The sequence below is a fragment of the Nocardioides panacisoli genome, assembly GCF_039537325.1.
Lineage (GTDB): Bacteria > Actinomycetota > Actinomycetes > Propionibacteriales > Nocardioidaceae > Nocardioides > Nocardioides panacisoli.
On sequence record NZ_BAABAH010000010.1, the window covers coordinates 15,387 to 27,620 of the forward strand.

The 12,234-nt window shown below is 73.2% G+C and carries 15 protein-coding genes; 7 read left to right on the top strand and 8 right to left on the bottom strand.

From position 1 onward, the window contains the following. Positions 1-106: 106 nt before the first annotated feature. Genes ABD709_RS13820 through ABD709_RS13835 form a run of 4 tightly spaced genes read right to left on the bottom strand, consistent with a single transcriptional unit; the run spans position 107 to position 3,140 of the window. Positions 107-901 (bottom strand): hypothetical protein, encoded by a 795-nt coding sequence (locus ABD709_RS13820; protein ID WP_344776356.1) that lies wholly within the window; start codon positions 899-901, stop codon positions 107-109. A 40-nt stretch (positions 902-941) separates the two neighbouring features. Continuing rightward, entirely contained in the window at positions 942-1,790 is an 849-nt protein-coding gene (locus ABD709_RS13825) for a 5-oxoprolinase subunit C family protein (protein WP_344776358.1), read from the bottom strand. Further along, complete coding sequence (gene pxpB, locus ABD709_RS13830) at positions 1,787-2,404, bottom strand: 5-oxoprolinase subunit PxpB (protein ID WP_344776360.1); 618 nt, start codon at positions 2,402-2,404, stop codon at positions 1,787-1,789. Before pxpB ends, ABD709_RS13825 begins: the two co-directional genes overlap by 4 nt. 7 nt (positions 2,405-2,411) lie before the next feature. Further along, entirely contained in the window at positions 2,412-3,140 is a 729-nt protein-coding gene (locus tag ABD709_RS13835) for a LamB/YcsF family protein (protein WP_344776362.1), read from the bottom strand. A 108-nt stretch (positions 3,141-3,248) separates the two neighbouring features. On the opposite strand from ABD709_RS13835, the gene ccrA reads away from it, so the two are divergent. The 3 genes from ccrA to ABD709_RS13850 all read left to right on the top strand — a co-directional run bounded on the left by ccrA (position 3,249) and on the right by ABD709_RS13850 (position 7,055). Then, positions 3,249-4,589 carry a crotonyl-CoA carboxylase/reductase gene (ccrA, locus tag ABD709_RS13840; protein ID WP_344776364.1) on the top strand — a complete coding sequence of 447 codons (1,341 nt, stop codon included), beginning with the start codon at positions 3,249-3,251 and terminating at the stop codon, positions 4,587-4,589. Between the two features lie 82 nt (positions 4,590-4,671). Next, positions 4,672-5,871 carry a coiled-coil domain-containing protein gene (locus ABD709_RS13845; RefSeq protein ID WP_344776366.1) on the top strand — a complete coding sequence of 400 codons (1,200 nt, stop codon included), beginning with the start codon at positions 4,672-4,674 and terminating at the stop codon, positions 5,869-5,871. After that, positions 5,868-7,055, top strand: coding sequence for an AI-2E family transporter (locus tag ABD709_RS13850; RefSeq protein WP_344776368.1), 1,188 nt, complete (start codon positions 5,868-5,870; stop codon positions 7,053-7,055). Before ABD709_RS13845 ends, ABD709_RS13850 begins: the two co-directional genes overlap by 4 nt. Positions 7,056-7,064: 9 nt before the next feature. On the opposite strand, the gene ABD709_RS13855 is transcribed toward ABD709_RS13850, so the two are convergent. Both ABD709_RS13855 and ABD709_RS13860 read right to left on the bottom strand, forming a co-directional pair. Continuing rightward, on the bottom strand, positions 7,065-7,976 hold the full coding sequence (locus ABD709_RS13855) for a hypothetical protein (protein ID WP_344776370.1): 912 nt from the start codon (positions 7,974-7,976) through the stop codon (positions 7,065-7,067). A gap of 35 nt (positions 7,977-8,011) precedes the next feature. Then, positions 8,012-8,983: an EamA family transporter gene (locus tag ABD709_RS13860; RefSeq protein WP_344776372.1), complete on the bottom strand. Its 972-nt coding sequence runs from the start codon at positions 8,981-8,983 to the stop codon at positions 8,012-8,014. Positions 8,984-9,021: 38 nt separating this feature from the next. On the opposite strand from ABD709_RS13860, the gene ABD709_RS13865 reads away from it, so the two are divergent. Continuing rightward, positions 9,022-9,561, top strand: a complete 540-nt coding sequence (locus tag ABD709_RS13865) for a CGNR zinc finger domain-containing protein (RefSeq protein ID WP_344776374.1) — start codon at positions 9,022-9,024, stop codon at positions 9,559-9,561. A gap of 58 nt (positions 9,562-9,619) precedes the next feature. Here the strand turns inward: ABD709_RS13865 and ABD709_RS13870 are convergent, their stop codons facing one another. Both ABD709_RS13870 and ABD709_RS13875 read right to left on the bottom strand, forming a co-directional pair. Beyond that, a complete protein-coding gene (locus ABD709_RS13870; protein ID WP_344776376.1) occupies positions 9,620-10,018 on the bottom strand; it encodes a hypothetical protein in 399 nt (132 codons plus the stop codon). Between the two features lie 97 nt (positions 10,019-10,115). Continuing rightward, positions 10,116-10,895 carry an alpha/beta fold hydrolase gene (locus ABD709_RS13875; RefSeq protein WP_344776378.1) on the bottom strand — a complete coding sequence of 260 codons (780 nt, stop codon included), beginning with the start codon at positions 10,893-10,895 and terminating at the stop codon, positions 10,116-10,118. Positions 10,896-10,995: 100 nt separating this feature from the next. Here ABD709_RS13875 and ABD709_RS13880 point away from each other — a divergent pair, with 100 nt between their 5' ends. The 3 genes from ABD709_RS13880 to ABD709_RS13890 all read left to right on the top strand — a co-directional run bounded on the left by ABD709_RS13880 (position 10,996) and on the right by ABD709_RS13890 (position 12,213). Continuing rightward, entirely contained in the window at positions 10,996-11,478 is a 483-nt protein-coding gene (locus ABD709_RS13880) for a sigma factor-like helix-turn-helix DNA-binding protein (RefSeq protein WP_344776380.1), read from the top strand. Next, positions 11,475-11,657, top strand: coding sequence for a hypothetical protein (locus ABD709_RS13885; RefSeq protein ID WP_344776382.1), 183 nt, complete (start codon positions 11,475-11,477; stop codon positions 11,655-11,657). Before ABD709_RS13880 ends, ABD709_RS13885 begins: the two co-directional genes overlap by 4 nt. Before the next feature lie 61 nt (positions 11,658-11,718). Continuing rightward, positions 11,719-12,213, top strand: a complete 495-nt coding sequence (locus ABD709_RS13890) for a hypothetical protein (RefSeq protein ID WP_344776384.1) — start codon at positions 11,719-11,721, stop codon at positions 12,211-12,213. Positions 12,214-12,234 lie beyond the last annotated feature (21 nt).

Here is a 12,234-nt window from a genome sequence, read left to right on the forward strand (position 1 = left end):
GGTTGAGGAGGGTCGGCGCAGACCGGAGCGCAGCGACGGGCTGCGCGAGCCGTCTCGAAACCTAGAGCCCGCTCAGGGCGAGCACAGCGAGCACCGACGCCGCGGGTCAGGCGCCCGCGAAGCCGAGGCCCCGCTCGGCGAGGGCGGCGGTGAGCCGGTCCAGCGCCACGGGCCCGACGCCGTGGAGCGCCGCGAGGTCGGCGCGGCGCCAGCCCGTCACCGCTTCCAACGTGTGCACGTCGACGGCGCGCAGGGCCCGCGTGGCCGGCGCCCCGATCGTCCGGGGCAGCGGGGTGCCCTCCCGCCGAGGCGCCCGGCGGCGGGGGCCGTCCTCGTGGTCGAGCACCTTCTCGCCGCGCGGTGAGAGCCGGTAGCCGATCGCCAGCGACTCGGTCAGCCCGCGCTCCTTGAGCTTGCGCACGTCGCGCTTGAACTCCGCCGTCGGCCGCCCCAGCTCGGCGGCCAGGTCGGGCGCACGGACCTCCGGGTTCGCGTCGATGATGCGCAGCGTCGTCCGGGTCCAGGGCCCGATCGGGGACGCGGCGTCGAGCCGGTCGAGGCGGGCGAGGATCTCGCCGATCTCCTGATCGGTGGGGACCGTCTCGCGCAGCTGCTCCCGGGGGTCGCGTCCGGCGTACCGCAGCCCGACCCGGAAGACCGGCCGGTCCGACCGCGCCGCGAGCGCCGCCCGCAGCTGCGCGAGCGAGGGGGCGCCGCAGCGCCGGGCGTCCTCCGCGCGCAGGCGGCCGACCGGTACTTGGTCGACGCTGGTGACCTCGAGCAGCCCGACTCCGGTCCGCAGCTGCGTCCCCACCTTGACCCGGGGCCGGTCCCAGCGGCGGAAGGCGAGGTCGACTTCTCCGCTGCGGATCGCCTCGAGCTCGGCCGGACGCTGCATCACGCGAGGAGTATGGATGCTCCGACGGATAGTGGTCGAGCCGTCACTCCCACCGGAACCGGACCGTCTCCCCCGGCCGCAGCTGGGCCAGCCGGTCCGTGTCCCGGTCGACCACGACGCCGACGACCGGGTAGCCCCCGGTCACCGGATGGTCCGGGCCGAGGACGACCGGCTCACCGGACGGCGGCACCTGGATCGCGCCGCGGACGGCCCCCTCGCTGGGCAGCTGGCGGTCCGGGTCGCGGAGGGCGAGGCGGGCTCCGGCGAGGCGCAGGCCGACCCGGTCGGAGTCCGGCGCGACCGTCCAGGTCTCCGCCACCAGCCGCTCGGCGTCGGCGATCCAGTCGTCGCGAGGTCCGCGCACGACCCGGAGCACCGGCGAGGGATCGTAGGTCGCCGCCGGCACCGCCTCGACGCGGATCGCCTCGGCACCGTCGTCTCCCAGGGGCAACCGGGCCCCGGCCTCCACCGGCCCCGGCCCGATGCCCGCGAGCGTGTCGTGGGCACGGGACCCGAGCACCGGCGGGACGTCGAGGCCGCCGCGGACCGACAGATAGGACCGCACGCCCGCGGCAGGGGTCCCGAGCCGGAGCCGTTGCCCGGCGCGCAGCGCGACGACGGTGCCGGCCGGCTCGGTGCGGCCGTCGACGCTCAGCGGCGCCGGTGCGCCGGTCACGCACAGCCAGGACGTGGCAGTCGCCTCGAGCTCCAGCTCACCCAGCAGCACCTCGAGCGACGCGGCGCCCGGCCGGTTGCCGACCAGCCGGTTCCCGAGCGCGTACGCCGACTGGTCGGCCGCCCCCGAGCGACCCACGCCGATCGCCGCCTGCCCCGCACGCCCGGCGTCCTGCACCAGGACCACACCGGCCCGGTGCACCACCAGCTCGGTCACGAGGACACGAACCTGACCGTCGCGCCCGCCGCCAGCAGCGCCGGCGGGTCGCGCTCGACGTCCCACATCGCGAGGTCGGTGCGCCCGATCAGCTGCCAGCCGCCCGGCGAGGACCGCGGGTAGACGCCGCTGAACTCCCCCGCCAGCCCCACCGAGCCCGCCGGCACGGACGTGCGGGGGCTGTCGCGGCGCGGCACCTGCAGCCGTGGGTCGCCTCCGACGAGGTAGGCGAACCCCGGCGCGAACCCCCCGAACGCGACCCGCCACGGCGTCCCCGTGTGCGCCGCCACCACCTCCGCCTCGCTCAGTCCCGTCAGCCGCGCCACCTCCTCCAGGTCCGGCCCGTCGTAGTCCACCGGCACCTCGACCTCGTCACGCACCCACCGTCCGGCACCCGGATCCGCCCGATCGAGGTGCCGGACGGTGGGTGCGACGAGGTCACGGAGGCCGGCGAGCGGCACGCCGGGTGCCGCGAGCACCAGGACGGTGCGGGCACCCGGGACGACGTCGGCGACGGAGGGGTCACCGCGGAGCCGGTCGGCGAGGTCGACCACCTGGTCGACCGTCTCCACCTCGACGAGGAGGGCCCGGTCGCCGTACGGGAGGAGAGTCATGAGGCGCTCATGCGAAGGCCTCGACCCGGACGCCGGCGTCGTCGAGCGCCCGCCGGACCGCCGCGGCGGTCGCGGCCGCGCCCGGGGAGTCGCCGTGGACGCAGAGCGACCGGACCTGGCCGGCGCCGACCAGCCGGACCGCCTGCTCGGCGGCCGCCGCGGCGTCGTCGAGCACCGCGCCCGGCTCGGACCGAGGGACGAGCGACCCGTCCGCGCGGTAGGCCCGGTCGGCGAAGCCCTCGGCCACGACCGGCAGCCCGGCAGCGGCGGCGAGGTCGAGCAGCACCGAGCCCGGGAAGCCCAGCACCGGCAGTCCGCCGTAGGCGACGACGGCCTCCACCACTGCCCGGGCCTGACCGTGGTCGCGGGTCACCGCGTGATAGAGCGCGCCGTGCGGCTTGAGGTAGGCGACGGCTCCACCCGCGGCCCGGGCCAGCCCGTCGAGAGCGCCCAGCTGGTAGAGGACGTCGGCTCGCAGGTCGTCCGGCGCGAGGTCGATGAAGCGGCGGCCGAAGCCCGCAAGGTCGCGGTAGCCGACCTGGGCCCCGATCGCGACACCGTGCTCGACGCAGCCGAGGACCGTGCGCCACAGCGTCAGCGGGTCGCCGGCGTGGAAGCCGCACGCGACGTTGGCGCTGGTGAGGTGGGGCAGGAGGGCGGCGTCGTCGCCCAGCGTCCACCGCCCGAAGGACTCCCCGACGTCGGCGTTGAGATCGATGGCTGGACCGGCGCTCACGTGCCTATCCTCGCTGAGACCCCTGCCACAGTCCCGTCACCACGACGTTACCAGCCGGTATCTTGCCCCCGGCCGCTTCTACGACCGACAACCACAGGAGACCATCCCGTGCAGCACATCCTCGACGCCATCCAGGCTGAAGGCACCTCCTCGGAGGACTTCGCCAACCTCGCGCTCCCCGAGTCCTACCGGGCGGTGACGGTCCACAAGGACGAGGTCGACATGTTCGAGGGCATGCCCTCCAGGGACAAGGACCCCCGCAAGTCCCTCCACGTCGACGAGGTGCCGCTGCCCGAGCTCGGTCCCGGCGAGGCGTTCGTGGCCGTGATGGCCTCGGCGATCAACTACAACACCGTGTGGACCTCGATCTTCGAGCCGGTCTCCACCTTCGGGTTCCTCGAGCGCTACGGCCGCGAGTCCGAGCTGGCCAAGCGCCACGACCTGCCCTACCACATCGTGGGCTCCGACCTCTCCGGCGTGGTCCTGGCCACCGGCCCGGGCGTCACCAAGTGGAAGCCGGGCGACCGCGTGGTCGCGCACTGCCTGTCCGTCGAGCTCGAGGCTCCCGACGGTCACAACGACACGATGCTCGACACCTCGCAGCGGATCTGGGGCTTCGAGACCAACTTCGGCGGCCTCGCCGACGTCGCGATGGTCAAGGCCAACCAGCTGATGCCCAAGCCCGAGCACCTCACCTGGGAGGAGGCCGCCTCGCCGGGGCTGGTCAACTGCACCGCCTACCGGCAGCTGGTCTCCGCCAACGGCGGCAACATGAAGCAGGGCGACAACGTGCTGATCTGGGGCGCCTCCGGCGGCCTCGGCGGCTTCGCGACGCAGTACGCGCTCAACGGCGGCGCCAACCCGATCTGCGTGGTCTCCAACGAGGAGAAGGCCCAGATCGTGCGCAACATGGGGGCGGACAAGATCATCAACCGCTCCGAGATGGACTTCAAGTTCTGGAACGAGGACGGCACCAAGCAGAACCCGAAGGAATGGCTGCGTCTCGGCAAGGCCATCCGCGAGCTCACCGGCGGTGAGGACATCGACATCGTCTTCGAGCACCCCGGCCGCGAGACCTTCGGCGCCAGCGTGTTCGTGACGCGCAAGGGCGGCACCATCACGACCTGCGCCTCGACCACGGGCTACATGCACGAGTACGACAACCGCTACCTGTGGATGAACCTCAAGCGGATCATCTCGAGCCACTTCGCCAACTACCGCGAGTCGTGGGAGGCCAACCGCCTCATCGCGCAGGGCAAGATCCACCCGACCCTGTCCAGGACCTACCGCCTCGAGGACACCGGACAGGCCGCCCTCGACGTCCACCACAACAAGCACCAGGGCAAGGTCGGCGTCCTCGCGCTCGCTCCGCAGGAGGGCCTTGGCGTCCTCGACAACGAGATGCGCGAGCAGCACCTGGACAAGATCAACCTTTTCCGCGGCGTCTGAGAGCCCGGGTGGGATCGAGGGGCCGGATCGGGGATGATGGTCCGGTCCCTCCGAATTCCCAGCCGACTTAAGGAACTCCCCCATGAGCGACCAGGGTCTGTCCATTTTTGACGAGGAGCCGGGCGCCGGCACCCCGCCGAAGGAGGCCAAGCAGAGCGAGGACGCCGAGCAGACCCAGGTGATCCCCGCCGTGCCCCAGACGCCGAAGCCCAGCGCGCCCTCCGCAAGCCGGCCGGTCATCCCGCCGGCGGCACCGCGGCCCGCTGGTCCCGCAACGGGCGGCGGCGCACCGGGTGCGCTGCCGGTCGTGAAGCGCGGCGGCTACGACCGCACCGCGGTGGACGCGCACATCCGGCAGCTGAGCAGCGAGAAGGCGGCGCTGGGAGCGAGCCTCACCGAGTCGGAGCAGAAGGTCATCGAGCTCAACGAGGAGCTCGAGAAGCTCCGCACCGAGCTCGCGGAGCAGGACACGCCGTCCTACGCCGGCCTGGGGGGCCGCGCCACCTCGATGCTGCGGCTGGCCGAGGAGGAGTCCGACGAGATCCGCTCGATCGCCGAGCGCGACGCCCAGGAGATCCTCGACCAAGCCAACCGCGACGCCAAGGCGATCCGCGCCGAGGCGTCCCGCGAGGCGCAGGACATGCGCGCCGTCCAGCTGCGCGAGCTCGAGGAGAACCGCACCCGGCTGCTGGCCGACGCCGAGCAGGAGCGGGCGCTGGCACAGAGCGAGGCCGACGACCTCCGCGCCTCCGCGCGCCGCGAGAGCGACCAGCTGCGGCTGGCCGCCCAGCAGGAGGCCAGCGAGCTGCGGGCCGGCGTGCAGCGCGAGGTCGAGCAGGCCCGCGCGGCGGCGGACCGCGAGGTCCAGGAGGCCCGCCGGATGCTGGCGGTCGAGAAGGAGCGACTCGCCCGCGAGGCGACCGACCACCACAACACTGCCGTCGCCGAGACGACCCGCCTGGTGCAGGAGGCCGAGGAGCGCGCGAACGCCGCCGAGCTCCGCGCCGCCGAGGCGACCAAGCGCGCGAACGAGAACCGGGCAGCGGCGCAGAGCGAGTCCGAGGCGCTGGTGGCCCGGGCCCGCCGCGAGGCCGAGCAGATCGTCGCCTCCGCCAAGACCCAGGCCGAGGCGATCACCGCCAACAGCGAGGCCGAGAGCCAGCGCGAGATCGCGGCGACGCGTGCCGAGCTGGAGCGGCTCACCAAGCGCCGGGCCGCGATCACCGCGCAGCTCTCCTCCCTCGCCGACCTCGTCTCGAACTTCGGCGAGGACGAGAGTTGAGGCTCGGCCTGCGGCGCACGTCGCCGGAGGGCCGGGGCCACGCGGACGAGGCGCCGGACGGGGTGACCGAGCACGGCGGCGTCGACGGCGCCGCCGCGGCCGGTCCCGACGCCGGAGAGGAGACGACGTCGCCGTACGGCGACCCCGGCGAGCCCTTCGACCGCCGCTCGCCGTTCTACGTCGGCTTCGTCGGCGCCCTCGGCGCGCTGCTGGCGTACTGGCTGTTCCAGGCGGTCGCGAGCATCGGCTCGGTGCTCATGCTGGTCGTGGTGGCGTTCTTCCTCGCCGCGGGCCTGAACCCATCGGTGGAGCTCCTCGAGCGGCGCGGTCTGCGCCGCTCGCTCGCCGTGACCCTGGTGATCGTCATCGCGATGGGCGCGGTCGCGCTGTTCCTCGTCGCGATCGTGCCGGTGATCACCGACCAGGTGACCGCGCTGACCGACAACGCGCCGATGTGGCTCGACGAGCTCCAGAAGAACAAGCAGATCCAGGAGCTCAACGACGAGTACGACATCATCGACAAGGCGAAGGCCTACGTCGCCAACGGCGACTTCATCTCCACGCTCTTCGGCGGGGTCCTCGGCTTCGGCCTGAAGATCATCTCGGCGGTCTTCAACGCCTTCATCATCATCGTGCTGACGCTCTACTTCCTCGCCTCGCTGCGCACGACCACGACCGCTCTCTACCGGCTCGCTCCCGCATCCCGTCGCAACCGCGTCGCCCTCCTCGGCGACAAGGTCATCCACAACGTCGGCGGCTACGTCTCCGGCGCCTTCGTGGTCGCTCTGTGCGCGGGCTTCTCGTCGCTGGTCTTCCTGGAGTTCACCGACGTCCGGCAGTACGCCGTCGCGCTCGCCTTCGTCGTCGCGGTGCTCGACATCATCCCGATGATCGGCGCCACGCTGGGCGCCGTCGTCGTCACGGCGATCGCGTTCGCCACCGACGTGCCGAGCGGCATCGCCTGCGTCATCTTCTTCGTGATCTACCAGCAGGTGGAGAACTACGTCATCTACCCGCGGGTGATGAGCCGCTCGGTCGACCTGCCGGGAGCCGTGATCGTCATCGCGGCGCTCGTCGGCGCCGGGCTGCTAGGCGTCGTCGGCGCACTGCTGGCCATCCCGACTGCGGCGGCGGTGCTGCTGATCATCCGCGAGGTCGTGGTCCGGGCGCAGGACCAGCGTTAGCCCGGCGGCTCAGCCCAGCGGACCGATCAGCAGGCGCGACACCGCCCCGGCGCCCCCGACGGAGAGTGCCCGGGTGACCGCGTCGGTCAGCGCGGACCGTCGGTGCACGACGGCCGGCGGCGCGGGGCCGACCTCGACGACGCCGCACGTGGGCCGCACGACGACCTCCTGCCGGAGCCGGGCGCCCGGGCGGCCGAAGCGGTCGGTGAAGACGCTCCGCACCACCAGCACCTCGTCGTCCTCCGGGCACGGGCGGCGCGAGGCCGCGTCAGCCCTCAGCACGGCATCGAGCAGCCGACGCACCTCGGATCGGGTCATCACCGAGGCGTACGCGAGGTCCAGGCCGCCCCGGCCCTCCCGACGGAACACGCACAGCTCGGCCGACACGAGGTCGCCGACACCTTCGGTCGTCCAGTCGAACCGGCCCGCGGGCGCCCGGTCGATGCTGCTCTCGCAGGGCCCGCCCGCGGGTCGAGCAGAGGAGAGGATCCGCTCGCGGAGGGCGACGTCGTCGGTCGCGACGGTGATCGTCTCCCCCGCGACCTCCGTGGTCTGCTGCACCCAACCCTCGCCGAGGTCGACCGTCCCCGGTCCGACCTCGGCGCCCAGCCAGACGTACGGCGCCGCGGGCGGCAGCTCGAGCGGCGTGCACAGGTCGCTGGTCGCGATCGGCCGGCCGACGTAGCCCGCTCCCCCGGGAGCCGGCCCGCAGACGACCCGGTCCGCGCCCACCGGGACGCTTCCCCAGCCCCAGCCGGCCGGGACGTCGACCGCGACGTCGCGCCAGTACTCGGTCCGCCAGTCGGCGGCCGCCCGCGGCGCCGCCGTGCGGCCCGGCGAGGGCCGGTCAGGATCGCTCGTGCACGAGCCAAGCAGGACGAGGGCGAGGAGAGCGACGAGACCGGGACGCAGGAGGCGCATGTCCTCCAGACGCGGCGCGCCGTCGTCCGGTTCCCTCAAAGCAGCTCGGGCTCACCCGCATCGGCGGGCATCGGCTCACCGGCGCGCACCGCGACCACGCCGGCGAGGATCAGCGCGCCGCCCAGGAGCTGCACGAGGCCGGGGAGCTGCGCGAGCAGCGCCCATGCCCAGAGCACGGCGGCGACGACCTCGCTCAGCGCGACGAACGACGCCAGGCGGGCGCCGAGCAGGCGGCTCGCCGCGATCCCGCTGACGTAGGACAGGGCTGCGGTCACCAGTCCGAGCAGCACGAGCGGCACCCACCACGCGACGTCGTGGTCGGCGTAGGTCACCGACACGGTGGACGCGCGCATCGGCAGCGCGCCGACCAGGGCGAGCAGCCCGAGCGCCGCACCCCCGACCACCAGCCCGCCGGAGGCGAGCGCGAGCGGCGGCACGCCCGTGGAGTCGTCGGCCGAGATCAGGAAGTAGGACGCCGCGCCCACCATCGCTCCGAGCGCCCAGAGCGCGCCCGTGAGGTCGACGTCGGCACCGGAGAACAGGTCGAGCACCAGCAGCAGCCCGACCGCGGCGACCGCGGCGCCGACGACCGTGAGCGCCGAGGGTCGGTGGCCGCGGCGCAGCCACAGCCAGCCGACGACCGCGACCGGCGCGGTGTACTCGATGAGCAGCGCCGGACCGACGTCCATCGTGCGCACCGCGGAGAAGTAGCAGTACTGCGCGCCCGCGACGGCCAGGACGCCGTACAGCAGCACGGTGGGCAGGTTCGCGCGGAGCAGCCGCCAGCGGCCCCGCAGGGAGGCGAGCCCGAACGGGACGACCGCCACGGCGCCGAGGCCGATCCGGACCAGGACGACGGCGCTCGCGCTCCAGCCGGCGTCGAGCAGCGGCCGCGCGAGCGCGCCGGACAGCCCGAACGCCACCGCCGACACCAGCGCCAGGCCGAGCCCGGAGGTGGTGTGCCGGGGCGCGCTGGCCACCGGTGCGTCATGAGTCACGGCCGTCATGACTGATGACGCTACTGGCGGGCCTGTAACCTGTCAACATGGTTTTCGCCCATGACACCGCGATGGCCCTGCAGGCGGCCGTCGCCCTGGTCAACTCGGCGCTGGAGCCGGTCACCCTGGCGACGCCGGCCGAGCTCGACGAGTTCTTCTCCGACTACGGCTACACGGGCCGGCACGACGGCGACCAGGCCGAGGTCGACGCGGTGCACGCCGTCCTCCCGCGCCTGCGCGAGCTGCTCACCGCGGACCGCGACGACGCCGTCGACCTCGTCAACGAGATGCTGCGCGAGTCGCGGGCGCTTCCCCAGCTCCGTCGTCACGACGGCTACGACTGGCACCTCCACGCCGTCGAGCCGGACCGTCCGCTTCCCGAGCGGATCATCGTCGAGACCGCGATGGCGATGATCGACGTGATCCGCACCGACGAGATGTCCCGGCTCGGCGTGTGCGCGGACGACGAGTGCGAGGGACTCGTCCTCGACCTCTCCCGCAACCGGTCCAAGCGGTTCTGCTCGCTCGCCTGCGGCAACCGCAACGCGGTCGCGGCCTACCGGGCCCGGCAGGCCGCCGGCGCCTGAACGCAGCGGCGCCCCCGCTCACGGGTGAGCGGGGGCGCCGAGATGCCGTCACGAGCGGTCAGGAGCACGACCAGACGCTGCCGTCCACCTTCGCAGAGGCACGGTTGGCCTTCTTGGCGCGGAGGATGAACCGCGCGCCGGTGCACGGGATGTCCGAGCGGGCCTGGAGCGCGACCGAGAACCGGCCTCCGCCGTCGGTGCGGTCCCTGGCCACGGTCACCCACCGGCCGCCGCTCTTCTTGCGGCGCTGGATCAGCACCGTCTTGCGGTGCCAGTTCGAGGCCTGGCCGTGTGCACGCAGCGTGTTGCGGTCGACGGCCTTCACGTTGAACGTGCCGAACGTGCCGGCCTTCGCGGTGGTCCCGTGCTGGGCGGCCACGGCCGGGTCCACGGTGAACACGAGCGCGAGGCTCACTACGGCGGCCAACACAGCCGCCAGGATCCGGGTCATACGCATGATTTCAGAAGCCTCTCGTTCCGAGTACGGGGACAGGACTCTAACTTCCCGGATATCCCGGCGTCACACATGATCGGGGGTTCCGACCTCAGGTCGGCTAGACCAGGAAGCGGCGGAGCGCCTCGACGACGATCTCGGGCTCCTCGGAGTGCACCCAGTGGCCGGCCTGCTTCACCGTCACCCGGCGGACCTTGGGGAACCAGCGCGACATCGCGGGTACGTAGTCGTCGGTGACGTAGTCGGACTTCCCACCCGCGAGCCACAGCACCGGACCGTCGTACGGCGCCGCGCCCGCGACGAGCTCGTCGGGCCAGTCGGCGATCACCGCCATGTCCCGCTCGAGCACCTCGAGGTTGGCCTGCCAGCGCCAGCCGTCGCCGTCGCGGCGCAGGTTCTGCAGCAGGAACGCCCGGACGCTCGGCTGGTCCACCTCGACCGCGAGCGCGCGGTCGGCGTCCTCCCGGCTGTCGATCGTGTCGAGGTCGAGCGCCAGCAGCGCCTGCGCGTAGCGTGCGAGACCGCCGGCCGGGCTCTTCTCGTAGTCGACCGGCGACATGTCGACCACGCACAGTCGCTCGACGAGCTCGGGGTGCAGCAGGGTCAGCAGCATCGCGATCTTGCCGCCGAGCGAGTGGCCGACCAGTGCGACCGGTTCCTCGGCGGAGAGCAGCTGCCCGACCTGGGCCACCACGTCGTCGTACTCGAAGCTCTCGCTCGACGGGGAGCGCCCGTGGTGCGGCAGGTCGACCAGGGTGACCCGGTGGTCGCCGGCGAGCGCCTTGCCGATCTGGGTCCAGTTGCGGCCCTGCCCGAACAGCCCGTGGAGGAAGACGACACGGTTGCCGTGGTCACCGAGCTCGAGGGTGTGCAGGGTCACCGGGCAAGGCTAGCCCCGGGAAGTTCTTGCCCCGCGCCGTACAACCTCCGGCCCGGAGGTGGCGTTGACGTAGTGAAGGCGCTCGGGAAAGGGGATTCGCGTGGTGGCTCGGGACGACGCGGAGTACGTCGAGTTCGTCGCGGCCGTGCAGGACGGCCTCCGGCGGACCGCCTACCTCCTGACCGGTGACTGGGGGCTTGCGGCCGACGCGACGCAGGAAGCGCTGATCAAGCTGTACGTCGCCTGGCCCCGCCTCGAGCGGGGCGTGGGCCTGGCGGCGTACACGCGACGCGCGGTGGTGACCCTCACGATCGGCCGGCAGCGCAGGCAGCCGCGGCCGCAGGTCGCGCCCGGCAAGCCGACGCTGACGGTCGCGTTGCGAACGCTGCCACCCCAGCAGCGTGGATGCGTGGTGCTCCGCTGCTTCGAGGAGCTGACGGTCGCCGAGACCGCCGACGCGCTGCGGTGCACCGAGGGCCAGGTCACCGGGCGGACCGCGCGCGGCATCGGCGCGCTCCGGCGCGAGCTCGCGCGCCTGGGCCTGCCGTCAATGGCCGCGGCCGCGATGGAGGGTGTGGCATGAACGACCTCACCGACCTGCTCGCCCAGGCGTCCGAGCCCGACGACCGGTGGTCGGTCGCGCCGGAGGCGCTGCTGCGGGAGGGGAGGAGCCGGGTGCGGCGACGGCGCATCGTCGCAACCGGGGCAGCGGTCGCCGTGGCACTGGCCGCCGCGGCGGCCGTCGCCCGTCCGCCCTGGTGACCCCGGCGCCGACCCGGCATGTTCCGTCGGCTCCGACCGAGCCACGTGGTTCAGTTGTCCCATGAGATCGACGGCCGCACTGGTCCGCATGCTCGCGGCCCTGACCGCCCTCCTGCTGGCAGCCGCGCTGATGTCGTCCTCCGCGGCGGACGCAGCGCCGCGCAGCTCCACCCCATCGGCCCGCACGACCTGCACGCCGCCCCACTGCTGGGTCGCCGGGGCGATCAACGTCAAGACGCTGCACGTGTACATCCAGTACATCGCGCCGAGCAGGACGGCCGCCCGCCGGCTGGCGATGAGGCTCTGCCGCGCCGACACCGGCCCGGCGAAGGACCCGTTCTGCAAGCAGGCCGGGATCCAGCGCTACGGCTGCCTCGCCGTCGCCTACCGGCTCGACGACGACGGTGTGTTCCGGCAGTGGAGCCACGGCGAGGCGGGCTATCGACCCGGGGTGCGGAAGGGCGTGACCATCCACACCGCCATCCGGCACGCGAAGGCGAACCTCGACGACGTCGGCACCAAGCACGTCGCGCTCCGCGACTGCACGCCGCGCTGACGACCTGCCTCCGGACGCGCA